Source organism: Micromonospora sp. L5, from assembly GCF_000177655.2.
Classification (GTDB): domain Bacteria; phylum Actinomycetota; class Actinomycetes; order Mycobacteriales; family Micromonosporaceae; genus Micromonospora; species Micromonospora aurantiaca.
On record NC_014815.1, the window covers coordinates 723,609 to 746,257 of the forward strand.

At 70.5% G+C, this 22,649-nt stretch carries 20 protein-coding genes and 2 pseudogenes; 15 read left to right on the plus strand and 7 right to left on the minus strand.

All coding sequences use genetic code 11. From position 1 onward, the window contains the following. The first annotated feature begins 31 nt into the window (after nt 1–31). Both ML5_RS03595 and ML5_RS03600 read left to right on the plus strand, forming a co-directional pair. Nucleotides 32–1,192 (plus strand): acyl-CoA dehydrogenase family protein, encoded by a 1,161-nt coding sequence (locus ML5_RS03595; protein WP_013473751.1) that lies wholly within the window; start codon nt 32–34, stop codon nt 1,190–1,192. A 133-nt stretch (nt 1,193–1,325) separates the two neighbouring features. Then, nucleotides 1,326–2,102, plus strand: a complete 777-nt coding sequence (locus tag ML5_RS03600) for a DUF4230 domain-containing protein (RefSeq protein ID WP_013283728.1) — start codon at nt 1,326–1,328, stop codon at nt 2,100–2,102. A gap of 80 nt (nt 2,103–2,182) precedes the next feature. On the opposite strand, the gene ML5_RS03605 is transcribed toward ML5_RS03600, so the two are convergent. Further along, on the minus strand, nt 2,183–2,386 hold the full coding sequence (locus tag ML5_RS03605) for a PspC domain-containing protein (RefSeq protein WP_013473752.1): 204 nt from the start codon (nt 2,384–2,386) through the stop codon (nt 2,183–2,185). 839 nt (nt 2,387–3,225) lie between these two features. On the opposite strand from ML5_RS03605, the gene ML5_RS03610 reads away from it, so the two are divergent. The 6 genes from ML5_RS03610 (at nt 3,226) to ML5_RS03635 (ending at nt 11,803) form a co-directional block, all read left to right on the plus strand. After that, the gene (locus tag ML5_RS03610) at nt 3,226–4,596 is read left to right on the plus strand and encodes an L-serine ammonia-lyase (protein WP_013473753.1); all 1,371 of its coding nucleotides are present in this window, start codon (nt 3,226–3,228) and stop codon (nt 4,594–4,596) included. A gap of 66 nt (nt 4,597–4,662) precedes the next feature. Then, nucleotides 4,663–5,490 carry an ABC transporter permease gene (locus ML5_RS03615; RefSeq protein WP_013473754.1) on the plus strand — a complete coding sequence of 276 codons (828 nt, stop codon included), beginning with the start codon at nt 4,663–4,665 and terminating at the stop codon, nt 5,488–5,490. After that, nucleotides 5,491–6,234 carry an ABC transporter ATP-binding protein gene (locus tag ML5_RS03620; RefSeq protein WP_013283732.1) on the plus strand — a complete coding sequence of 248 codons (744 nt, stop codon included), beginning with the start codon at nt 5,491–5,493 and terminating at the stop codon, nt 6,232–6,234. Further along, a complete protein-coding gene (locus ML5_RS03625) occupies nt 6,231–8,132 on the plus strand; it encodes a DUF5941 domain-containing protein (RefSeq protein WP_013473755.1) in 1,902 nt (633 codons plus the stop codon). Before ML5_RS03620 ends, ML5_RS03625 begins: the two co-directional genes overlap by 4 nt. Before the next feature lie 16 nt (nt 8,133–8,148). After that, entirely contained in the window at nt 8,149–10,332 is a 2,184-nt protein-coding gene (locus ML5_RS03630; RefSeq protein ID WP_013473756.1) for a bifunctional glycosyltransferase family 2 protein/CDP-glycerol:glycerophosphate glycerophosphotransferase, read from the plus strand. A 157-nt stretch (nt 10,333–10,489) separates the two neighbouring features. Beyond that, on the plus strand, nt 10,490–11,803 hold the full coding sequence (locus tag ML5_RS03635) for an ABC transporter ATP-binding protein (protein ID WP_013473757.1): 1,314 nt from the start codon (nt 10,490–10,492) through the stop codon (nt 11,801–11,803). 47 nt (nt 11,804–11,850) lie between these two features. Here the strand turns inward: ML5_RS03635 and ML5_RS03640 are convergent, their stop codons facing one another. Both ML5_RS03640 and ML5_RS03645 read right to left on the minus strand, forming a co-directional pair. After that, the gene (locus tag ML5_RS03640; RefSeq protein ID WP_013283736.1) at nt 11,851–12,198 is read right to left on the minus strand and encodes a hypothetical protein; all 348 of its coding nucleotides are present in this window, start codon (nt 12,196–12,198) and stop codon (nt 11,851–11,853) included. Then, nucleotides 12,195–12,464, minus strand: a complete 270-nt coding sequence (locus ML5_RS03645; RefSeq protein ID WP_013473758.1) for a hypothetical protein — start codon at nt 12,462–12,464, stop codon at nt 12,195–12,197. Before ML5_RS03645 ends, ML5_RS03640 begins: the two co-directional genes overlap by 4 nt. 157 nt (nt 12,465–12,621) lie before the next feature. Here ML5_RS03645 and ML5_RS03650 point away from each other — a divergent pair, with 157 nt between their 5' ends. The 4 genes from ML5_RS03650 (at nt 12,622) to ML5_RS03665 (ending at nt 14,778) form a co-directional block, all read left to right on the plus strand. Next, complete coding sequence (locus tag ML5_RS03650) at nt 12,622–13,422, plus strand: helix-turn-helix transcriptional regulator (protein WP_013283738.1); 801 nt, start codon at nt 12,622–12,624, stop codon at nt 13,420–13,422. Beyond that, the gene (locus ML5_RS03655; RefSeq protein WP_013473759.1) at nt 13,413–13,601 is read left to right on the plus strand and encodes a DUF397 domain-containing protein; all 189 of its coding nucleotides are present in this window, start codon (nt 13,413–13,415) and stop codon (nt 13,599–13,601) included. The genes ML5_RS03650 and ML5_RS03655 overlap by 10 nt, the downstream gene beginning before the upstream one ends. A gap of 80 nt (nt 13,602–13,681) precedes the next feature. Continuing rightward, nucleotides 13,682–13,870, plus strand: coding sequence for a DUF397 domain-containing protein (locus tag ML5_RS03660; RefSeq protein ID WP_013473760.1), 189 nt, complete (start codon nt 13,682–13,684; stop codon nt 13,868–13,870). Further along, nucleotides 13,867–14,778 (plus strand): aminoglycoside phosphotransferase family protein, encoded by a 912-nt coding sequence (locus ML5_RS03665; RefSeq protein WP_013473761.1) that lies wholly within the window; start codon nt 13,867–13,869, stop codon nt 14,776–14,778. Before ML5_RS03660 ends, ML5_RS03665 begins: the two co-directional genes overlap by 4 nt. 8 nt (nt 14,779–14,786) lie before the next feature. Here the strand turns inward: ML5_RS03665 and ML5_RS03670 are convergent, their stop codons facing one another. Then, nucleotides 14,787–16,250, minus strand: a complete 1,464-nt coding sequence (locus tag ML5_RS03670; protein ID WP_013473762.1) for an NF041680 family putative transposase — start codon at nt 16,248–16,250, stop codon at nt 14,787–14,789. A 234-nt stretch (nt 16,251–16,484) separates the two neighbouring features. On the opposite strand from ML5_RS03670, the gene ML5_RS03675 reads away from it, so the two are divergent. Then, nucleotides 16,485–17,378, plus strand: coding sequence for an IS5 family transposase (locus ML5_RS03675; RefSeq protein ID WP_013473763.1), 894 nt, complete (start codon nt 16,485–16,487; stop codon nt 17,376–17,378). Between the two features lie 170 nt (nt 17,379–17,548). Here ML5_RS03675 and ML5_RS03680 read toward each other — a convergent pair whose 3' ends face one another. Further along, entirely contained in the window at nt 17,549–18,703 is a 1,155-nt protein-coding gene (locus ML5_RS03680) for a glutathione-independent formaldehyde dehydrogenase (protein ID WP_013473764.1), read from the minus strand. A gap of 375 nt (nt 18,704–19,078) precedes the next feature. On the opposite strand from ML5_RS03680, the pseudogene ML5_RS33155 reads away from it, so the two are divergent. After that, nucleotides 19,079–20,543 (plus strand): annotated as a pseudogene (locus ML5_RS33155) (NF041680 family putative transposase). Nucleotides 20,544–20,567: 24 nt separating this feature from the next. Here the strand turns inward: ML5_RS33155 and ML5_RS32265 are convergent. Together ML5_RS32265 and ML5_RS32270 are read right to left on the minus strand one after the other, a co-directional pair. Further along, nucleotides 20,568–20,948: a nuclear transport factor 2 family protein gene (locus ML5_RS32265; RefSeq protein WP_168168231.1), complete on the minus strand. Its 381-nt coding sequence runs from the start codon at nt 20,946–20,948 to the stop codon at nt 20,568–20,570. Between the two features lie 27 nt (nt 20,949–20,975). Continuing rightward, nucleotides 20,976–21,680, minus strand: a pseudogene (locus tag ML5_RS32270) (AAA family ATPase); the annotation flags it as partial. Between ML5_RS32270 and ML5_RS03695 the strand changes: the two are divergent. Beyond that, nucleotides 21,679–22,635, plus strand: coding sequence for a sulfotransferase (locus tag ML5_RS03695; protein WP_236619352.1), 957 nt, complete (start codon nt 21,679–21,681; stop codon nt 22,633–22,635). The pseudogene ML5_RS32270 and the gene ML5_RS03695 sit on opposite strands and share 2 nt — an antisense overlap. Nucleotides 22,636–22,649: the final 14 nt, after the last annotated feature.

Below are 22,649 nucleotides of genomic sequence, written 5' to 3' on the forward strand. Positions count from 1 at the left end.
CGCCTCCCTGAGTCTTGGTTAAGGTGACGCCATGACTCCTCTCGACCTGCTCGACATCGATGCGTCGCTCAGCGACGAGGAGCGGCAGATCCGCACCGTCGTGCGCCGGCTCGTGACCGACCGGGTACGCCCGCACGTCGCCGGCTGGTACGAGGACGGCCAGGTCCCGGCCCGGGAACTGGCCCGCGAGTTCGGCAAGCTCGGCCTGCTCGGCATGCACCTGACCGGCTACGGCTGCGCCGGCGCGTCAGCGGTCGCCTACGGGCTCGCCTGCCTGGAACTGGAGGCCGGCGACTCCGGCGTCCGCTCGCTGGTGTCGGTGCAGGGATCGCTCGCCATGTACGCCATCTGGCGCTACGGCAGCGAGGAGCAGAAGCAGCGCTGGCTGCCCGCCATGGCGGCCGGCGAGGCGATCGGCTGCTTCGGGCTCACCGAACCCGACCACGGCTCCGACCCCGCCTCGATGGCCACCCGCGCCCGCCGCGACGGCGACGACTGGATCCTCAACGGCAGCAAACTGTGGATCACCAACGCGCCGATCGCGGACGTGGGCGTGATCTGGGCGCGTACCGACGACGGGGTGCGCGGCTTCGCCGTACCCATGGACACGCCGGGGGTGACGGCGCGCGAGATCCGGCACAAGATGTCGCTGCGCGCGTCCCTGACCGGCGAGATCGCCCTCGACGACGTCCGGCTGCCGGCCGATGCGCGACTGCCCGAGGCGATCGGGCTCAAAGCGCCGCTGGGGTGCCTGACCGAGGCCCGGCACGGCATCGTCTGGGGCGCGCTCGGCGCGGCCCGCGACTGCCTGGAGACCGCTCTGGAGTACGCGACCACGCGCACCCAGTTCGGCCGCCCGCTCGCCGGATTCCAGCTCACCCAGGCCAAGCTCGCCGACATGGCGGTGGAGTGGAACAAGGGCATGCTGCTCGCGCTGCACCTGGGCCGCCTCGCCGACGCGGGCACGCTGCGGCCCGACCAGGTGAGCGTGGGCAAACTGAACAACGTCCGTGAGGCGCTCGCCATCGCCCGGCAGTGCCGCACGATCCTCGGCGCCAACGGCGTCTCGGGGGAGTACCCGGTGATGCGGCACGCCAACAACCTGGAGAGCGTGCTCACCTACGAGGGCACCTCCGAGATCCACCAGCTCGTCATCGGCCAGCGGCTCACCGGCCTGTCCGCGTTCGCCTGACCTGCGGTTTCACCCGATCGGGGCGCTCGGCGAGCGACTGTCGCACGGTGGCCGTACCGTCATTGTCAGTCGATGTGTCGGCTGAGGATCGATGTGTCGGACGAGGAAGTGTCGGACGAGGACGGTGAGGGCGATGGCCCGCGACGGTGACATCAACGAGCCCACCCGGGAGTTCCCGGACTACCCCACCAGCGAGTCCCTTCGCGACCGGGCGGAGGGCTCGCCCGACCACGACCGCGAGTACGCCCCCGGTGCCCCGGCGTCGGGCGGCGGCCCGGCGCGCGGCCTGCTCTGGGTGCTCGGCGCGGCGGCGCTGGCGGTCGTGGTGCTGCTCGGCGTGCAGGCCACCGGTCTGCTGCCCGACTTCCGCAACCCGTTCGCCAAGGAGCAGACCGACCGCAGCCAGCCGCCGCTGCTCAAGTCGATCCGTGACCTGAGCCGCTACGTCGCCGCCGAGGGCAACTTCCAGGTCGTGGTCGACGTGCAGAACGACAGGCGCAACGTGCCCGACTTCCTGCTCAACGAGCGCACGCTGTTCGTCGGGGCGGGCCGGGTCGAGGCGTACGTCGACTTCGGGAAGATCGCCGACGGTGCCGTGGTGGTCTCCGAGGACGGCAAGTCCGCCGAGATCAAGCTGCCCGCGCCGCAGCTCGGCGAGACCGATCTGGACATGGACAAGAGCTACGTGTTCGCCGAGCAGCGCGGCCTGATCAACCGGCTCAACGACCTGGTCGCGGGCGATCCCAACCGGCAGCAGCAGGTCTACAAGCTCGCCGAGGACCGCATCACCGCTGCCGCCCGGGACAGCGGGCTCACCGCCCGGGCCCAGGAGAACACCCGCAAGATGCTCGAAGGGCTGCTGCGCTCCCTCGGGTACGAGAAGGTGACGGTCACGTACACCGCTCCCTGACCGCTCTGACGCCGCGCGCCCGCCCCGATGATCCGGGGCGGGCGCGTCGCGTGTGTGCCGGCGTCCCGGCTCGTGTCGCGTCAGCGGGTGGCGAGGTAGCGGTCCTCGTTCGGCATCAGGATCCACAGGATCAGGTAGATGATCACCTGTGTGCCGGGCAGCAGCAGCGACAGCAGGAACAGCAGCCGGACCATGCCGGCCGACATGCCGAACCGCTGCCCCAGGCCGGCGCAGACACCGGCGATCATGCGCCCCTGGCGGGGCCGGACCAGTTTGCGACTCATCGTCGTCTCCCACTTCTGCGGCGATCCGCCGCGCTGATTCCACGGTAGAAAGGGGTACGCGTCGCGCCCTCAGCCCCGAGGAGGATCGGCGACCCGGGCACCCGTAGGTGCTTACCCCGGCGCTTCCTCACCAACGCCCCCGCTCCTCGCCTCACCCTCGCGCTGCCCCGTGCCGCCGTCGTGCCACCCCGCGCAGCCCTCGCGCTGCCCCGCGCAACCCTCGCGATCTTGCAGTTGCGGCCCCCGTTGTGCCCGATTCGCGCAGTTGTTCAGGGCCGCAACTGCAAGATCGCGGGAGTGGTGGGGTGGCGTGGGGCGGGAGCCCTGCTCGGCGAGGGGTGCTGCGTCGAGCACTTTCCGCCTCGCGGGACGGATGTTCCGTCGACTGGGATCAGTGGAGATCTTGGTAGGAAAGTGCCCCTATGAGGGCCATTCGGTACCAAGATCTCCCCGGGGGCAGGCCACGGCGCGTCGATCTTGGAGTTGTGGCACCTCGCGAATGGCGTTAATCGGGCATCCTGGGCGCCATAACTCCAAGATCGACGGGGAGGAGCGGGGCGGGAGTCGGCGGCAGTAGCGCGAGGGCGGGCGGGGCGGGCGCGGGCCTGAGCGGGCGGGAGGGAGCGGGTGGGCGACGGCGGGAGTGGAACGGGGAGGGGTGGGCGTGTGCGCCGGGTCGGGTATGTGGCGGAGTGGGGGCGGGTATTCACGGGGGCGAGGTAGGCTCGCCGGTCGGGCGCCCCCACCCCGGGCGCCGGCCGTCTACCCGCCCGGCGGGCGCGGCACCCACGCACCGGCTCGGATCCGCACAACGGGGACGACGGCGAGGAAAGCAGCAAATGATCAGTGTTTTCGATCTTTTCAGCGTCGGTATCGGGCCGTCCAGCTCGCACACCGTCGGGCCGATGCGGGCCGCCCGTACGTTCGTGGCGGGTCTGAAGGCCGACGGGATGCTCGCGGATGTGGCGCGGGTACGGGCGGAGCTGTTCGGCTCGCTCGGCGCGACCGGCCACGGGCACGGCAGTGACCGGGCGGTGCTGCTGGGGCTGGAGGGTGAGGTCCCGGAGACTGTCGACACGGACTCGGTCGGGCCGCGGGTGGAGCGGATCCGCACGCAGCGGCGGCTCGACCTGTTCGGCAGTCAGGGGGTCGACTTCGATCCGGACACGGATCTGGTGCTGCATCGCCGGCGGTCGTTGCCGTATCACCCGAACGGGATGACGTTCGCGGCGTACGACGCGGCCGGGGGCGAGGTGCGGACGCGCACGTACTACTCGGTCGGTGGCGGGTTCGTGGTGGACGAGGCGGCGGCCGGGGCGGACCGGATCAAGGCGGACAGCACCCGGGTACGGCACCCGTTCCTGACCGGTGCGGAGTTGCTGACCGTCACCTCGGAGACCGGGCTGTCGATCAGTGAGGTGATGCTCGCCAACGAGGTGTCCTGGCGTAGCGAGGCGGACGTGCGCGCCGGGCTGCTGGAGATCTGGCGGGTGATGCGCGAGTGCGTGGAGAACGGCTGCACCCGTGACGGCGTACTCCCGGGTGGGTTGAAGGTCCGGCGGCGCGCGGCGGAGATGCGGCGCGGCCTGGAGGCGGAGACCGGCAGCGGGGATCCGCTGCGCGCGATGGACTGGGTGACGTTGTTCGCGCTGGCGGTCAACGAGGAGAACGCGGCCGGCGGGCGGGTGGTCACCGCGCCGACGAATGGTGCTGCCGGGATCATCCCGGCTGTGCTGCACTACTACACCCGGTTCGTGCCGGGTGCCTCCGAGGAGGGCGTGGTCCGGTTTCTGCTGGCGGCGGGCGCGATCGGTGTGTTGTTCAAGGAGAACGCGTCGATCTCCGGTGCCGAGGTGGGCTGTCAGGGTGAGGTGGGTTCGGCGTGCTCGATGGCGGCGGCCGGGCTGGCCGAGGCGCTGGGCGGTACGCCGGAGCAGGTGGAGAACGCCGCTGAGATCGGCATGGAGCACAACCTGGGGTTGACCTGCGATCCGGTGGGTGGCCTGGTGCAGATTCCGTGCATCGAGCGCAACGCGGTGGCGAGCATCAAGGCGATCACCGCGGCCCGGCTGGCGTTGCGGGGCGACGGGGTGCACCACGTGTCGCTGGACAAGGTCATCAAGACCATGCGGGAGACCGGCGCGGACATGAAGGTCAAGTACAAGGAGACCGCGCGGGGCGGGCTCGCCGTCAACGTGATCGAGTGCTGACCTCGTTGGGGTGACCCCGGCCCGCACCCGGCCCGGGAGCGCGACTGACAAAGCGACCATCATGCGGTGACGTCAGGCGTCGCGGCGCTCTGGTCCGCCCGCACCTCGCTGCGCATCCTGGTCCGCCGGGATCTCGCGGTGAAGTACCAGCAGTCGGTGCTGGGCTACTTCTGGTCGCTGATCGAGCCGCTCGGCATGGGCCTGATCTACTGGTTCGTCTTCGGCGTGCTCTATTCCGGCGCGACCCGGCGGCACCTGGGCGAGGCGGCCGGGTCGTACCCGCTGTTCCTGATCACCGGGATCTTCGCCTGGATGTGGGCGAGTTCGGCGCTGACCGAGGCGGCGAACGCGCTCACCGGGCAGTCCCGGCTGATCACCACGATGAACCTGCCCCGGCCGATCTTCCCGATCGGGCGGGTCGCCGGACGGTTCGCCGAGTACCTGGCCGGGTTGCCGATCCTGGCCGCCGTCGCGGCGATCTACGCGAGCCAGGGGAAGATCCGCCCCGGCTGGAGCCTGCTCGCGCTGCCGCTGGCGGTGGCGGTGCAGTTCGTGCTGCTGGTGGGCTTGGCGCTGCTGCTGTCGGCGGGCAACGTGCTGATGCGCGACATCGAACGCACGATGCGGCTGGTCATCCGGCTGCTGTTCTACGCGACGCCGATCATCTACCCGCTCGACCTGGTGCGGGAGTCGGGCATGCCGGGCTGGCTCAAGATCGGGTACGAGCTGAACCCGCTGGTCGGGATCTTCCAGCTGCACCACGCGGTCTGGTATCCGGACGAGTTCCCTGATGCCCGGCTGCTCACGATCACGGTGACCGGCAGTGTGCTGGTGCTGGCGCTCGGCTGGTGGGCGTTCCACCGCCTCGAACCGGCAGTGCTGAAGGAACTCTGAATGGCCCCGATCATCGAGGCGGACGGGCTCGGCATCCGGTTCGTCCGCAACCGGCGCCGTCAGCTACGGCTGCGGGAGCTGATCGTGCACCGGGGTGCCCGCGACCCGGACGCGGGCCGGTTCTGGCCGTTGCGTGACCTGTCGTTCCGGGTCGAGCCGGGCGAGACGGTGGGCGTGGTGGGCCGCAACGGCACCGGCAAGAGCACGCTGCTGCGGCTGATCGCCGGTGTGCTCATCCCGGACGAGGGCTCGATCCGGGTGCACGGCCGGGTGGCGCCGCTGCTCGAACTGTCCGCCGGGTTCTCCGGCGACCTGACCGGCCGGGAGAACCTCTACCTGGTGGGCGGGCTGCACGGGCTGTCGTCGGCGTACCTGCGGGAGCACTTCGACGAGATCGTCTCGTTCGCCGGTGAGCAGGTGGAACGCGCCATCGACACGTCGGTGCGGCACTACTCGTCGGGGATGAAGGTGCGGCTGGGTTTCGCGGTGATCGCGCACCTGCCGCACCCGGTGCTGCTTGTGGACGAGGTGACAGCGGTCGGGGACGCGGAGTTCCGCGCGAAGTGCTATGCGACCATCGAGCGACTTCTCGCGGAAGGGCGCACGCTGGTGCTGGTGTCACACAACGACAAGGACCTCACCCGGTTCTGCCGTCGGGGGCTCTACCTCGACGCCGGACGGCTGATCGTCGACGGGACGATTGACGAGGCGCTGGCCGCCTACGCCGACGCGGCGAAGCGGTGACGCTCGCGATCGTGCTCGCCGCCGACCCGGCGGCGGGCCACCTCACCGAACGGCTGGCCGCGCAGTGGCGGCGGGCCGGGGCGGACGACGTGCGCATCGCCGCCGACCTGACCGAGCTGGCCGATCTGGTGGCCGCCGCGACCGGCCCGGTGCTGGTCAGCGGCGCTGACCTGGTGGCGCACACCGCCGTACTCAAGCATCTCGCGACCAGCCCGGTGGGGCCGACGGTGGCGCTGGTGCTCACCGATCCGCCCGCTCCCGGGCAGGCCACCGTGCGTGAGGAGCGTGGGCAGGTGGTCGAGGTCGGCGCCGCCGAGGCGAGCGGCGTGTTCGGCGGCGCGCTGCGGGTGGGCGCGGCGGACCTGCCGGCGCTCGCCGAGGCCGCCCGCCGCGCCGCGGGCGGCGGGCCGCTGGGCGCGGTGGACCGGCTCGTGGCCGACCTCGCCGCCCGCGGCACGCTGATCTTCGCCCATCGGGTACGTCTGCTCGTGGCGCACCGGGTCGGCGACGAGGCGCAGCGGGTGGCGGCCGAGTCGGCGGTGGCCGCCGTCGACGAGGACCGCGCCGAGTTGAAGCTGTCGGTGAAGGAGCGGGACGACTTCTTCACCACGTTCTTCGTCAGCACCTGGTCCCCGTACGTCACGAAGGCGGCGGCCCGGATCGGGATCGGCCCGACCGGGGTCACCATGGTCTCGGTGGCGTTCGCGGTGGCCGCGGCGGTGCTGTTCGGCGCCGGTGGACGGCCCGCGCTGGTGGCCGGCGCGGTCCTGCTCTACCTGGGTTTCGTGCTGGACTGCGTGGACGGGCAGCTCGCCCGCTACACCCGGCACTTCAGCGCCTGGGGCGGCTGGCTGGACACGATGGCCGACCGGTTCAAGGAGTACGTGGTCTACGCCGGTCTCGGCTTCGGCGCCACGCACGCCGGGTTCCGGTACGGCTGGGCGCTGGCGCTCGCCGCGATGACGTTGCAGACAGTGCGGCACATGACGGACACGTGGTATGGCGCGCTGCACGACGAGGCGGCCCGGCGGCCGAAGGTGGTGAGCGCCGACGCGGGCGGCATCGGCGGGAAGCTGAACGCCGCGTCGACGCGGGTGCAGGCGGACACGGGTTCGGTGTCGTACTGGCTGAAGCGCACAGTGGTGTTCCCGATCGGTGAGCGGTGGGCGCTCATCGCGATCGCCGCCGCGCTGTTCGGGCCGCTGGTGGCGCTGGTCGCGGTGCTGGTCTGGGGGACGCTGGCGTTCGCGTACACAGGGGGTTTGCGGACCTTGCGGGCGCGGTGGATGCGGGTGCCGGTGCTGACCACTGTGGACGCGGGTCTGCACCGTGACGACGGCCTGCTGGTGCGGACGCTGCCGACCGCGCGACGGCCGCTGCTGCTGGCGGTGCTCGGCGCGCTCGGCGCGGCGGGGACGCTGGTGTGGGCGCTGCTGGCGGTGCACGGCGGCGGGGACCTGCCGGTCTTCGTGCCGGTGCTCGCGCTGGTGCTGCTGCTGGGGGCCGCGCAGGCGTCGCGGGCGCCGCACGACGGGTCGCTGGACTGGCTGGTGCCGGCCGCGTTGCGGGCCGCCGAGTACCTGTTCGCCATCGCGGTCGGGGTGGCGGGCCGGGCCCCGGCCTGGCTGATCTTCGGGTACGTCCTGGTGCTCACGCTGCTGCACTACGACCTGACCGCGCGGCTGGAGAAGCGGCAGTCGGCGCCGCCGCTGCACGCGGCCACGCTGGGCTGGCCGGGGCGTTCGCTGCTGCTGGCAATCGGGCTGATCGCCGGATATGCGAGTATCGCTCTAGCTACAATCGGTGCGTACCTTCTCGTGGTTTTTGTCGCGAGCGTGGTCCTCGCCTGGGTGGTCCTGCCGGCCCGCGCCCGTGGGGGTGTGCGCTCGCCGGGCTGACGGAGGGCGGGCCGGGGTGACCTTGATCAGCTTCGTCGTGCCGGCCTTCAAGGTGCAGGGCTACCTGCGGGAATGTCTCGACTCGATCCTCGGCCAGCCGTTCGGCGACATCGAGGTGATCGGCGTCGACGACGCCTCGCCGGACGACAGCGGCGAGATCCTGGCCGAGTACGCGCTGCGCGACCCCCGGGTCCGCCCGGTACGCCTCGCCGAGAACGTCGGGCTCGGTCCGGCCCGCAACATCGGGCTGGACCGGGCCGTCGGCGAGTACGTGTGGTTCGTCGACGGGGACGACTGGCTGGTGCCCGGCTGCCTGCCGCACGTCGCGGACCGGCTCCGCGACACCGCGCCGGACGTGCTGATCGTCGATCACGTCCGGGCGCACTGGAACAACATCGGCACCCGCAGCGCGATGCGGGACGTGTTCCCCGACCCGCCCGGCGCGACGACGTTCACGCTGCGGGACCGGCCGGAGACGCTGAAGCTGCTGCACACCGCGTGGAACCGGGTGGTACGCCGGGAGTTCCTGCTCGAACGCGGGCTGCGCTTCGAGCCGGGCTGGTACGAGGACGTGTCGTTCAGCTATCCGGCGCTGATGGCGGCCGGGCGGATCGGCGTACTCGACCGGATCTGCCTGAACTACCGGCAGCGCCGCACCGGCGCGATCACGAAGACCCGGGGGGACCGGCACTTCGAGGTCTTCGCCCAGTGGCACCGCGTGTTCGGGCTGATGGACCGCTGGCACGTGACCGGGCTGCGGCCGGCCGTCTTCGAGCGGATGATCTGGCACTACCTCACGGTGCTCGGCAACGGCGACCGGATCGCCCCCGAACTGCGGGCGCCGTTCTTCGCCCAGATGCACGCCGACTACGTGCGGTTCCTGCCGCCCGAGGGCTACCCGGTCCCGTCCGGCCCGGAAGGGCTCAAGCACCGGCTGGTGGCGGCCGGGCGCTGGCGGACGTTCAGCGCGTTGCGCGAGGCGCACCAGGCGGGGGAGACGGCCCGGCGTACCGCGCGGAGGGCGCGGCGGCGAGTGACGCCGGTGGTGCGGCGTACCGCCCGGCGGGCCCGTGACCTGGCACTGGGCGAGTACTACCGGGCCGAGCTGCACCGGCCGATCGACCCGACGCTCGCCGTGTACGCGGCCTACTGGTACCGGGGCTACTCGTGCAACCCGGCGGTGATCTACGAGGCGGCCCGACGGCTCGCGCCGCAGGTGCGCGGCGTGTGGATCGTCCGCCGCGACCGGGTGGCCACGTTGCCGCCGGGCGTCGAGTACGTGGTGGCCGGCAGCCGCGAGTACCACCGCGTGCTGGCCCGCGCCCGCTGGCTCGTCAACAACGTCAACTTCCCGGACTTCGTCCGCAAGCGCCCCGGCTCGGTGCACGTGCAGACCCACCACGGCACGCCCGTGAAGGTGATGGGCCTGGACCAGCAGCGCTACCCGGTGGGCGCGATGGGGATGAACTTCGCCGGCCTGCTGCGCCGCGTCGACCGCTGGGACTACAGCATCACCTCGAACAGCTTCTCCACGCAGATGTGGGAGCGGGCGTACCCGGCGGACTACACCACGCTTGAGGTCGGCTACCCGCGCAACGACCGGCTGGCGCTGGCCACCGCCGAGGACCGCGGCCAGGTCCGCGCCGCGCTGGGCATCGCACCCGACGAGTACGTGGTGCTCTACGCGCCGACGCACCGCGAGCACCTTCCCGGGTGGCGGCCGCCGTTCGACCCGGACCGGATGCTCGACGTGCTCGGGCCCCGGGGCCGGCTGCTGATGCGCAGCCACTACTTCCACGACCGGGAGCGGCACCCCCGGGGACCGGCCGCGGACGGCGTGCTGGACGTGAGCGCGTACGACCGGGTGGAGGACCTCTACCTGGCGGCGGACGTGCTGGTCACCGACTATTCCTCGGCGATGTTCGACTACGCGGTGCTGGACCGGCCGATAGTGGTCTACGCGCCGGACTGGGACGCCTACCGGGTCGCCCGGGGCGTCTACTTCGACCTCCTGGCCGAGCCGCCGGGCGCGGTGGCGCTGGACTTCCCCGGCCTGCTCGACGTGTTCCGTTCCGGCGCGGTCGACGACGAGGCGGCCGAGCGGGCCCGGACGGCGTTCCGGTCGCGGTTCTGCGCGCTCGACGACGGGCACGCCGCCGAGCGCGTGGTGCGCCGCGTGTTCCTCGGCGAAACGCCGTAAAAGTGGTTACCGGCAGGTCACTTAACTGCGGAGCCCGGCGAATACCGGTTAATAGGACTGTCACGAGCTGAACATGGCACGTTTACCCGATGTGCGAATCAGATGATCCTGGTCACAGTCATTCCCGGGTTTGGGGCGAGTAGCTGGGGAGGTGGCGGTGGCGACCGTCGCGCTCAAGGATGTCACCAAGGTGTTCCCGGACGGAACAGTCGCGGTCGACACCATCAATCTGGACGTCAACGACGGCGAGTTCATGGTGCTGCTCGGCCCGTCGGGCTGCGGGAAATCGACAGTGCTGCGCATGGTGGCCGGACTGGAGGATCCGTCCTCCGGCGCCATCATGCTCGGTGGTGAGCTGGCGAACGACCTGCCGCCGCGGGACCGGAAGATCGCCATGGTCTTCCAGGACTTCGCGCTCTATCCGCACATGACGGTCGGCGACAACATCGGCTTCCCGCTGCGCCTGAGCGGCGTCGAGCCCGGCCCGCGCGGCGAGCGGATCCAGGACGTGGCGAGCGCGCTCGGCATCGGCGACGTGCTCGGGCGCAAGCCCAGCCAGCTCTCCGGCGGCCAGCGGCAGCGGGTCGCCATGGGGCGGGCGATAGTGCGCCGGCCCGGCCTGTTCCTCATGGACGAGCCACTTTCCAACCTGGACAGCGGGTTGCGCGCCGAGCTGCGGGCGGAGATCTCCGGCCTCACCCGCGAGCTGGGCGTCACCACCATCTACGTCACCCACGACCAGGCCGAGGCGCTCACCATGGCCGACCGCGTCGCCATCATGCGCAAGGGCGTGCTCCAGGACGTGGGCACCCCCACCCAGGTGTACGGCCGGCCCGCGACGCTCTACGTCGCCGCGTTCCTGGGCAGCCCCCGGATGAACCTGCTGGAGGCGTCGGTCTACGTCCACCTCGACCGGTACGTCGCGCTGAACCTCGGTGAGCAGTCGCTCTACCTGCCCTGGGACGACATCCGCAGCCGTGCGGTGGCGCACTACCACGGTGAGCGGATCGTGGTCGGCATGCGCGCCGAGGCGCTCACCCCGGTCGCCCCGGACACCGCCGGTGACGTGCTGCACGGGCGCATCCGCTACCTGGAGCACCACGGCCACGAGTCGCTCGCCTTCCTCGACATCGGCGCCACCGCGATCGTCGTCGACGAGATGGGCACGCCGGTCGAGCAGGCCGCACCGGGCCAGCGCGGCCTGCGCCGGTTCAACCAGGTGATGCAGCGGCTCACCGGCCGCGCGACGGAGTCGTCGGCCCCGGCCCCGGAGGCCGGCGGGGGCGGCGGCAACCGCACGAGCGTGCTGCCCGACCCGGGCCGCCACCACCGTCGTCCGGCGGAACTGGCGGTACGGCTCGCGCCGTACCCGCAGGTGTCGCCCGGGCACCCGCTCGCCGTGCAGGTACGGATGGACGCGCTGCACTTCTTCGACGAGCGAGGCGACCGCATCGACGTCGGCTGGCGGTGAAAGGAGGGGCACCCTATTAACGCCTCCGGTAGAGGAAGGGCCCCTTATTAACAGTCGCCGCCCGGTGGGACGGGCCGGTGACGGCGGTACGGGCCCCAGCCGACGAAGCGGGCGAACATGTCGGCCGGGGCCGGCGCGTCGTTCGGGTTCAGCCGGTAGAGGTCGCGCGTGGCCTCGTACAGCAGCCCGCACAGGTAGATGGACAACCCGATCCGGTTGTCCTCGTACTCGCTGCGCAGCAGCAGGCGGGCCATCGGGCACGGCCACGGCTGGCCGCAGGCCCGGCAACACCACATCGGACGCAGCGGCGTGTGCGGGGTGGCGTGCAACGGGTACGGCCGGGGGCGATCCGGCCTGGGCCCGTCCGGCGGCTGCCCGAGCTGGTGGCTGATCACCGGCGCTCCTCGTGGTGGCCGTCTCCCGGGCGCTGCTCCGGGGCGGACCGATGGCCGCCGCCGTTCCCGCGCTGCTCCGGTACGGACCAGCGACCGCCGTTCGCCCGCCACTGCTGCGCCGGGGTGAGGTTGCCGACCCGGCCCGGGCCCATCGTCGGCAGTGGACGCGTCGGCTGCCGCATCCACTCCGGCAGGTTGTCGCCCCGTACCCGGTGGGGCAGTGTCGGTGCCGACGCACCCCGGCAGCGGAACCAGCGCAGTCGCACGGCGCAACTCCTCTCGGTAGCGGGAACCGGACGAATTCGGCTCCACTGCGTGACAGTCTCGTCACCGCGCCGCTAGTGTCGGAAGGCGTTCCACCCCCACCTTCCTGGCCGTCCGACCGGCCGATTTCCGTGTGCAGCCGTGTGCAGAGGTGTGCAGATGATCCGTGTGCCGTTGTGGGAACTGTTCGCCGGTGAGCTGCGCCGGTTACGTACCGATGCCGGGCTGACCCAGGAGGCGCTGGGCGAGCGGGTGAGCTATTCGGCGTCGCTGGTGGCGGCCGTCGAGCAGTGCCGCCGGGCGCCGCGCGCCGAGTTCACCGAGCGCTGCGACGAGGTGCTGAACGGCGGCGGCCTGCTGGTGCGGATCCGGGACGCGCTGATGCAGGAGGCGCTGATGCCGTGGTTCCGCGAGTGGGTGAGCATCGAGCAGGAGGCGACGGCGTTACGCAGTTACGAGCCACTCGTGGTGCCCGGATTGCTGCAGACCGAGGGGTACGCCCGAGCGCTCTACGAAGGGGCCGCGCAGTTCGTCGGCGAGGCGGTCGAACAGCAGGTGGCGGCCCGGCTGGCCCGGCAGGCGGTGCTGGACGGCCCCACGCCGCCGCAGTTCGTGGTGGTGCTCGACCACGCGGCGCTGGCTCGCCCGGTCGGCGGGCCGAAGGTGATGCGGGAGCAGTTGGAGCACCTGATCGAGATGGCACGGCGGCCCCGGGTGCACCTGCACCTGGTGCCGGAGACGGTCGGTGCCTATCCGGGGCTCAACGGTGCTTTCGTGCTCGCCACCCCGGCCGACGGCGACGATCTGGGCTATCTGGATAACCCGTTGCACGGCACAATCGTGGAGCGCACGGTGGACGTGAACTCACTGCGGCAGACGTGGGAGTCCATTCGCGCGGAGGCGATGCCGCACGGGGCGACTCTGGCGGCGATCACGGAGGCGGCGAAGCGATGGAGTTGACCGGCGCGACCTGGCGCAAGAGCACCCGCAGCAGCGGTAACGGCGGCAACTGCGTCGAGGTGGCGGACAACCTGCCCGGTGTGGTGGGGGTGCGGGACAGCAAGGACCGGCAGGGGCCGGCGCTGACGTTCACGCCGTCGAGCTGGGCGGCGTTCGTCGCGCACACCAAGCGCACCTGACCCTGGTTACAGCTCTCCCCCTGCGCGGAGGCGATGCCGCATGGGGCGACTCTGGCGGCGATTTCGGAGGCGGCGAAGCGATGGAGTTGACCGGCGCGACCTGGCGCAAGAGCACCCGCAGCAGCGGCAACTCCGGCAACTGCGTCGAGGTGGCGGACAACCTGCCCGGTGTGGTGGGGGTGCGGGACAGCAAGGACCGGCAGGGGCCGGCGCTGACGTTCACGCCGTCGAGCTGGGCGGCGTTCGTCGCGTACACCAAACGGGCGTGAGTGACGTACCGGATCTCGGTCCCCCGCCACGGCGCACCGCCGTCGGCGTGGAGCAGGTGCGTCGCCTGGTAGCCGACCAGTTCCCGCACCTGGCCGACCTCCGGATCGAACCGGTCGCCAAGGGCGGCTGGGACAACTGGACCTTCCACCTCGGCCCCGAGCTGCTGGTGCGCCTGCCCAGCGCTGCCGAGTACGCCCTGGCTGTCGAGAAGGAACACCTGTGGCTCCCGGCCCTCGCCGCTCGGCTGCCACTGCCCATCCCCGCACCGCTGGCGAAGGGCGAGCCGGGCGCGGGCTACCCCCATCCGTGGTCGATCTACCGCTGGCTCGACGGCGAGACCGCGGCCGTGGACCGGATCGCCGACCCGGTGCGGTTCGCCCTCGACCTGGCCGGATTCCTCGCGGCCCTGCAGGACGTCGACGCCGCCGGTGGTCCGCAGCCGGGCGTCCACAACTGGTTCCGGGGCGGCACGCTGCGCACGTACGACAAGAAGGTCGAGCATGCGCTCCTGGCGCTGGACGGCCGCGTCGATGCCGCGCTGGTACGCGAGATCTGGGCGCGGGCGGTCGGCGCCCGCTGGGACGGGGTGGACCGCTGGTTCCACGGCGACATCGCCTCGGGAAACCTGCTGCTCGCGCACGGCCGACTGGCGGCCGTCATCGACTTCGGGACATGCGGCGTCGGTGACCCGGCCTGCGACCTGGCGATCGCCTGGACGTTGCTGAGCGTCGAGGGCCGGGCGGCATTCCGCGAGCGGCTGTCGGTGGACGACGCGACCTGGGCGCGCGGACGTGGCTGGGCGCTCTGGAAGACGCTGTCCACCTACTCCCGCACGGTCGACGACCCCGAGGACGCGGAGGAATCGGCCGAGGCGCAACGCGTTCTCGGGGAGATATCCGCCGACTAACTTGATTTTTAACACGTGCGGCGTGGGCGGGGATTGACGGATTTCGTCTTCTTTCCGGCTGCTGTCTTGGCGTTTGTGGTGGTCGCGATGTGGACGTCGTAGCGCGGGGTGGGGTGGTCGTTGCGGCGGCCGGGTGGCCGTCCTGGTCCTGGCCGGGAGGGTTTGGGTGCACCGGCCGGACAGGTCGCCTTCGTGCGCAGGTGCCGAAACCCGCGGCGGACGCGGGCGGGTGACAGACGCTGCGGTGGTGCGGGTTTCTCCCAGGGGCGGCGCAGGTCGGCGGCGAGGGCGCGGGCGAGACGGAGCTGGGTGTAGGCGGCGAGGATCATCCAGGTCCACCGGTCGGCGGCCTGTGGCGTGCGGATCTTGGGGCAGGTCCAGCCGAGGGTCTGCTTGAACAGGCGGAATGTGTGCTCGATGTCAAAGCGACGTAGAAACGTTTGCCAGAGCCGGTCGACATCAGCGGCGGTGGCGTCGACGCCGGACCACCACAGCCAGACCGGCTTCGGGGTCGCGCCGCTGGGCAGATGGTCGACCTCCAAACGGATGACGGTTCCCTCGATGACCGGCAGTACCTTCGCCGCAGCGGTCCAGGCGGATCGATGGGTCAACCGTGGGTGCAACCGGTCCCAGGCTCGGGCCCGCGCCGTGCCGTAGAGGCGGGTGTCGGCGACGGTGGCAGCGTCCGGCTCACCCCAGGTAGTGGGATCGCCGAAGACGAACTCGTCGCCGTGCCTGCGCGGTCGGCCGATCGTCCCGGGCTGCCGGGGCGGCACTGCCCGGCGTAGCACCCGGTCCGAACGCATCCGAGCCAGGACCTGCACCGGCAGGTCACGCAGGAGGAACGCCAGTCGGGGTGCGTCGTAGCCGGCGTCGGCCACGACCAGGATCTCCAGGTCCCCGGCCTGCCACTGCCCGGCCGCGATCAGCCGGCCCACGATGTCTCGCAGCTGACCAGCGGTGACCGTGGCCGCGTCGTCACCAGGCGCCAGCCGCACCGCGTCCAACGGCGCGGTCCACGAACTGCGACCAGATTCCAGGGCCACGACCATCGAGTACGGCCAGCCCGGGATCATGATGGTCTGATCCTTGCCGCGACCGTAGGTGTGACACAAGATCCGCTGCGGCGAGGTGTGCGCGTCCGGCCGCAGCCAGCAAGTGATGTCGACCGCCAGGACGAGACGACCATCAGCTGCCCGCGGCAACGACACCCCGGCGAGGGCCGTGCGCAGCCGATCGACGTCCAGCCGCCCGCAAGCGAGGGCGTCATACAACGCCCCGTGACCGCGGCGGTGCTCACCCACCAGCGACAACTCCACCAACGACCGGACCGGCCCGTCGGCGCACAACACCGCGTCCGTCAGGTCGAACAACGCGTCAGCCCGAGCGGTCAGGCAGTCGTAGAACTCTCGCCGGAACCTGTCCAGCTCCCCGACGACATCAGCCCGACCACGGTCATGCACACTGGTCACCAGAACAGCCCTTGGTAATTGATGCTCTTCCCTAGACAAGAAGATCATCGACCAAGGGCTGTTTCTGTGATCGGCCAGGGTCCCCACAGGACCTTCGGAGGTTAAAGATCAAGCTAAGGCGTGTTTCAAAACGTAGTCGGGTTGATCGAAGTCACGCGTGGCGGTGATCGATAGCTGAAGAGGTCTCCGGTAGCTGGTTCTGCGACCAAGCAAGAACTTCATACCGGAGACTTCGTGCCCAGCGTTGCGGTGACGAGACGGCATGACTTGACCGACCGGCAGTGGGCCGTCCTGGCCCCGCTGCTGCCTGCCGCGTCGACGACCGGTCGTCCGCCAAAGTGGGAGAAACGGCAGCTCATTGACGGGATTCGTTGGCGGATCCGGACCGGGTCGCCGTGGCGTGACGTCCCGGGCACCTACGGGCCATGGCAGACGGTCTATGGCCTGTTCCGCCGCTGGCAGCGCGACGGGACCTGGGACCAGATCCTGTCCGCCTCGCAGGCCGACGCTGATGCCGATGGCCGGATCGTCTGGACGGTCAGCATCGACTCGACGACCAGCCGCGCCCACCAGCACGCCGCCGGCGCCCGCAAGGACGGTCACCTGCAAAAGGAACCACCCGGCGGGATTCACGACGAACCCGTCGATCACGCACTCGGCCGTTCCCGCGGTGGCCTGACCACCAAGACCCACCTCGCCTGCGAGCAGGGCCAGAGGGTCCTGTCCCTGGTCGTAACCGCGGGGCATCGCGGCGACAGCTCGCAGTTCATCCCGGTCCTGGGCCGGATCCGGGTGACCCGCCTCGGAGTGGGTCGGCCCCGAACCCGCCCCGACCTGGTCCTAGCCGACAAGGCTTACACCAGTCGCGGCAACCGCGGCCACCTGCGCTCGCGCGGGATCAAGGCATGCATCCCGAGTAAGGCCGACCAGGACGCCCACCGCAAGGCCAAAGGCTCCAAAGGCGGCCGCCCATCCAAATTCGACAAAGACCTCTACCGGCTACGACACGCCGTCGAGAACGGCATCGCCAGACTCAAACGCCACCGCGGCGTGGCCACCCGGTATGACAAGTTGGCCGTCCGGTTCCAAGCTGTGTTGACCATCGTCATCATCTGCGAGTGGCTATGACCGGCTCGGTCGGAGCGGGCGACTATGCCAACCGTGCGGCGTGGCCCGCCACAGATTCGACACCGCCGTGGCGGGGACAACCAGCCCCGAGCACGCCGCCCGTCACCGGCCGTGCCGGGAGCGCACGACCACCTATAACCCGTCTTGAGGTTTAGGGGCTCTCGGCCATGTCAGGCACCCGCCATTGCCGGGTGCAGGACGACCTTCGTCCAGCCGTCGTCGCGGTTGTCGAAATGCTGGTAAGCGTCCGGGGCACTGTCGAGGGGCAGTTCATGGCTGACGATGAACGACGGCTCGGCCTTGCCAGCGGCGATCAGGTCGCGTAGCTGCCGGTTGTACTTCTTGACCGGAGCCTGGCCGCTGCCGATGTGCTGGCCCTTGAACCAGAACATGCCGAAGTCGAAGGCAAGCTTGCCCTGCTTGGCCAGCTCGTCGCTGGCCCCGGGGTCCTGAGGCACGAAGACGCCCACGGTGCCGATCTTGCCGGTGAAGCGCACCGAGGCGACCAGCCGGTTCATTGTCAGGTTGGCCTGTTCCTGACCGTTAGGCTCGTGCGCCTGGTAACCGACGCACTCGCAGCCGTTGTCCGCGCCCAGCCCCATCGTCTGCTCGAGAACAGCCTGCACCGGATCGACCTTCGAGTCGTCGATGGCGATCGCACCGATCGACTCGGCCAGCCGCAGCCGGTCGGGGTGCCGGTCCACAACCATCACCTTGCTCGCCCCTCGGATGGTCGCCGAGAGAGCGGCCATCAGACCCACCGGGCCCGCCCCGTAGATCACCGTCTGATCGCCGGGCTTGACACCAGCCATCTCGGTGGCGTGATACCCGGTCGGGAAGATGTCGGCGAGCATCACATAGTCGGTCTGTCGCTGCTCGGCGTCCTCGCCCAGCCGCAGGCAATTGAAGTCACCCCACGGCACCCGCAACAGCTCGGCCTGCCCTCCGGCCCACGGCCCCATGTCGGCGAAGCCGTACGCGGCACCGGCCATCTTCGGCTCCGGCTGCGCGGTCAGGCAGTAGTTCGTCAGCTGACGCTCACAGTTCTTGCAATGTCCGCACGAAATGTTGAACGGCAGCACGACCCAGTCACCCATCCGCACCTTGTCGACGCCGGCACCGACCTCGATGACCTGGCCCAGGTTCTCGTGGCCAAACCAGCGGCCGGGCTCGAAGTCCGTCCGGCCCTCATACATGTGCAGGTCCGAGCCACAGATATTCGCCGAAGTAATCCGTACCAGGACGTCGGTCGGGCGCTCGATCCGCGCGTCCGGTACGTCCTTGACGCTGATCTGCCGCGGCCCCTCGTATACCACTGCCTTCATGATTACCTCCTCGTAGCAGGCGCCCCTTCGCCCGGGCTCGGGCTGGTGGAGCTTCACCACCGGGCCGCCTACCCCTTAGGTTACCGTTTGAACCGCCTAGTCCAATTGAATCCGGTTGAGGCACGCCCGCCGCGCCGCAAGCGGTCCGGGCTCTAAGCTTGTCGCCCGGATTTCGGGCTGATCAGGCAGCGCTGGGGCTAGGTAGCGCAGATCGTCGACTATCTCCCCGGGTGAGTGGCTGCACTTACCAAACACGCCTTAGCTTGATCTTTAACCTCCGAAGGTCCTGTGGGGACCCTGGCCGATCACAGAAACAGCCCTTGGTCGATGATCTTCTTGTCTAGGGAAGAGCATCAATTACCAAGGGCTGTTCTGGTGACCAGTGTGCATGACCGTGGTCGGGCTGATGTCGTCGGGGAGCTGGACAGGTTCCGGCGAGAGTTCTACGACTGCCTGACCGCTCGGGCTGACGCGTTGTTCGACCTGACGGACGCGGTGTTGTGCGCCGACGGGCCGGTCCGGTCGTTGGTGGAGTTGTCGCTGGTGGGTGAGCACCGCCGCGGTCACGGGGCGTTGTATGACGCCCTCGCTTGCGGGCGGCTGGACGTCGATCGGCTGCGCACGGCCCTCGCCGGGGTGTCGTTGCCGCGGGCAGCTGATGGTCGTCTCGTCCTGGCGGTCGACATCACTTGCTGGCTGCGGCCGGACGCGCACACCTCGCCGCAGCGGATCTTGTGTCACACCTACGGTCGCGGCAAGGATCAGACCATCATGATCCCGGGCTGGCCGTACTCGATGGTCGTGGCCCTGGAATCTGGTCGCAGTTCGTGGACCGCGCCGTTGGACGCGGTGCGGCTGGCGCCTGGTGACGACGCGGCCACGGTCACCGCTGGTCAGCTGCGAGACATCGTGGGCCGGCTGATCGCGGCCGGGCAGTGGCAGGCCGGGGACCTGGAGATCCTGGTCGTGGCCGACGCCGGCTACGACGCACCCCGACTGGCGTTCCTCCTGCGTGACCTGCCGGTGCAGGTCCTGGCTCGGATGCGTTCGGACCGGGTGCTACGCCGGGCAGTGCCGCCCCCGGCAGCCCGGGACGATCGGCCGACCGCGCAGGCACGGCGACGAGTTCGTCTTCGGCGATCCCACTACCTGGGGTGAGCCGGACGCTGCCACCGTCGCCGACACCCGCCTCTACGGCACGGCGCGGGCCCGAGCCTGGGACCGGTTGCACCCACGGTTGACCCATCGATCCGCCTGGACCGCTGCGGCGAAGGTACTGCCGGTCATCGAGGGAACCGTCATCCGTTTGGAGGTCGACCATCTGCCCAGCGGCGCGACCCCGAAGCCGGTCTGGCTGTGGTGGTCCGGCGTCGACGCCACCGCCGCTGATGTCGACCGGCTCTGGCAAACGTTTCTACGTCGCTTTGACATCGAGCACACATTCCGCCTGTTCAAGCAGACCCTCGGCTGGACCTGCCCCAAGATCCGCACGCCACAGGCCGCCGACCGGTGGACCTGGATGATCCTCGCCGCCTACACCCAGCTCCGTCTCGCCCGCGCCCTCGCCGCCGACCTGCGCCGCCCCTGGGAGAAACCCGCACCACCGCAGCGTCTGTCACCCGCCCGCGTCCGCCGCGGGTTTCGGCACCTGCGCACGAAGGCGACCTGTCCGGCCGGTGCACCCAAACCCTCCCGGCCAGGACCAGGACGGCCACCCGGCCGCCGCAACGACCACCCCACCCCGCGCTACGACGTCCACATCGCGACCACCACAAACGCCAAGACAGCAGCCGGAAAGAAGACGAAATCCGTCAATCCCCGCCCACGCCGCACGTGTTAAAAATCAAGTTAGACGGCCCGTCTCTCACCCGGCGGCGGCCCGCTTCTCCGGCGCGAACGGCCACTCCTCGAACGACAGGCACCTGCCGTCCTCGGCGAACCGCATGATCCAGAGATCGCGCCACTCCTGGTGGACGGGGTCGCCGTACCGGACCTGCACCTGTGCCACAGCGGTGTCGCCGTCGACCGCGACGATCTCCGATGTCATCTCGAAGACCTCGTCGGGTCCGTCGCGCTCGCTGTCCCACATGCGGGTGATGGCGGGCAGGCCGACGACCGGATCCCGGTACGGCCCCTGCCGGTAGCTCGCGTCGGCCGTGAACATCGTGCCGAGCGCCGCCGTTCCCGGTGTGCGCCACGCCTGCTCGTACGCCGCGATCCAAGCGGCCACCCGATTCCTGTTCATGGTCGCCAGCCTGCCATCCGGGTGTGTCCGGGTCTCCCAGATCGGCTGCCGGGGATCGTCGTTGTGCACGACGACGTGGGCGTGCTCGGCCGGGCGGGCCGTGGCGAAGTAGAGCCGCTGGGCGGGAAGGTAACGCTCCCGCCAGCGCCGTTCGACGTCGGCCCGGGACGACACCGGGCTCTCCCGGACCACCGCACGCTCCACGGTACGGTCCGGCGCGGCCGACACGAGCACCCGCAGCTCCCACCGGTCGAGCAGTTCCGGGCGCAGGAGGAAGACGCCGTCGAACACCAGCACGGCGTCGGCGGGAGCGGTGGTGAGCGGCGGGGACAGCACCGCGTCGGTGGCGTGGTCGTAGACCGTGTGCCGGAAGCGCCGGTCGCCGCCCGGGCCGAGCGGATCGAGCAGCACCCGCTTCAGCGTCCCGTGGTCGTGGGTGTCGACGTAGCAGCCCTGCGCCGAGAACTCACCCCGTCGGTAGCGCCGATGCCGGGGGAAGAGGAAGTCGTCGACTGTCGCCCGGATGACGTACCGGCCGCGGGCGCGCAGGACGGCGGCCAGCTCGTCGGCGAGCGTGGTCTTGCCGGCGGCGGGCGGCCCGTCGACGGCGACCCGCGTCGGGTGCGCCACTGTGACGGACCCGACCGCCTCGGCCAGGAGGGCGATCAGCTGATCGCGGCGGGGATAATTGGATTGCCCCTGCGCCGGGCCGGGAGTTTGACTGCCGTCCATGTCGTCCCCCTCACCGGTCTTCGTCGCGGGTACGGGCCGTTCGGGCACGTCGCGGATCGCCGACGTCATCGGCCAGCATCCGCTGATCCACCGGATCCCGATGGAGACCAAGTTCCTCGTCGAACCCGGTGGCCTGCGGGACCTGGCCGGCGCGCTCACCGACCGGTACGACCCCATCGTCGGTGAGGACGCGCTGCACCGGCTGAGCGACTTCCTCACCGTACGCGTGCCCGGCCGGCGTGACGACCGTGGCAAGACAGTGCCCGAGCTGGTTGGCGAGCGGCGCTATCGGGACGCCGTACACCGGCTCTGGCCGCAGGTGATCGTGCACGCCTTCGAGGAGCCCGCGCCCGCGGAGGGCTTCGGCGACGGCGACCGGCCCTCCGGGCCGTTCGGGCCGGCCAGCCGACGACGGGTCGTCCCGAGGTACTTCCGTGACCGGAGCGAACTGATCGGCGTCCTGCGGGGCCTGGTCGACACCCTGTTCGGCGGGGCGGCGGCCGACGCGGGCAAGCCGACCTGGTGCGAGAAGACGCCGTTCAACCTCTTCTACCTGGACTTCCTCTGGGAACTGGTGACCGAGGCGACGATCGTGCACATCAAGCGTCACCCGATCTCGGTTCTCGCCTCCCACCTGGCCCAGCCGTGGGCGCCGTCCACAGTCGACGGTGTGCTGGCCTACCTGCTGCCGGTCTACGACAGGTGGCTGGCCTGGAGGAACGCGGCCGACCTGACGACCCGGCGATACGTCGAGGTGAAGGCGGAGGACCTGGCGGCCGACTGGCCCGGGCAGCGGCGGGCCCTGTTCGAGCGGCTGGGCGTCGAGGACGCCGTCACCGCGTCGACGTTCCAGGCGGACAAGCTCGCGCACCGCGACGACCAGTTCGACGCCGGCACCCGCGCGTACGTCGAGCGGGAACTGGGCGAGATCATCCCCGCGATGGGATACGAGTGACGGCCGAGCGACCT

What these genes read in the sequence shown, in the direction of transcription:
- ML5_RS03620 (WP_013283732.1), top strand. Translation starts at nt 5,491, where the DNA reads ATGGCCCCGATCATCGAGGCGGACGGGCTCGGCATCCGGTTCGTCCGC.
- ML5_RS03680 (WP_013473764.1), bottom strand. Translation starts at nt 18,703, where the DNA reads ATGAAGGCAGTGGTATACGAGGGGCCGCGGCAGATCAGCGTCAAGGAC.
- ML5_RS03600 (WP_013283728.1), top strand. Translation starts at nt 1,326, where the DNA reads ATGGCCCGCGACGGTGACATCAACGAGCCCACCCGGGAGTTCCCGGAC.
- ML5_RS03605 (WP_013473752.1), bottom strand. Translation starts at nt 2,386, where the DNA reads ATGAGTCGCAAACTGGTCCGGCCCCGCCAGGGGCGCATGATCGCCGGT.
- ML5_RS03655 (WP_013473759.1), top strand. Translation starts at nt 13,413, where the DNA reads ATGGAGTTGACCGGCGCGACCTGGCGCAAGAGCACCCGCAGCAGCGGT.
- ML5_RS03650 (WP_013283738.1), top strand. Translation starts at nt 12,622, where the DNA reads ATGATCCGTGTGCCGTTGTGGGAACTGTTCGCCGGTGAGCTGCGCCGG.
- ML5_RS03610 (WP_013473753.1), top strand. Translation starts at nt 3,226, where the DNA reads ATGATCAGTGTTTTCGATCTTTTCAGCGTCGGTATCGGGCCGTCCAGC.
- ML5_RS03660 (WP_013473760.1), top strand. Translation starts at nt 13,682, where the DNA reads ATGGAGTTGACCGGCGCGACCTGGCGCAAGAGCACCCGCAGCAGCGGC.
- ML5_RS03695 (WP_236619352.1), top strand. Translation starts at nt 21,679, where the DNA reads ATGTCGTCCCCCTCACCGGTCTTCGTCGCGGGTACGGGCCGTTCGGGC.
- ML5_RS03595 (WP_013473751.1), top strand. Translation starts at nt 32, where the DNA reads ATGACTCCTCTCGACCTGCTCGACATCGATGCGTCGCTCAGCGACGAG.
- ML5_RS32265 (WP_168168231.1), bottom strand. Translation starts at nt 20,948, where the DNA reads ATGAACAGGAATCGGGTGGCCGCTTGGATCGCGGCGTACGAGCAGGCG.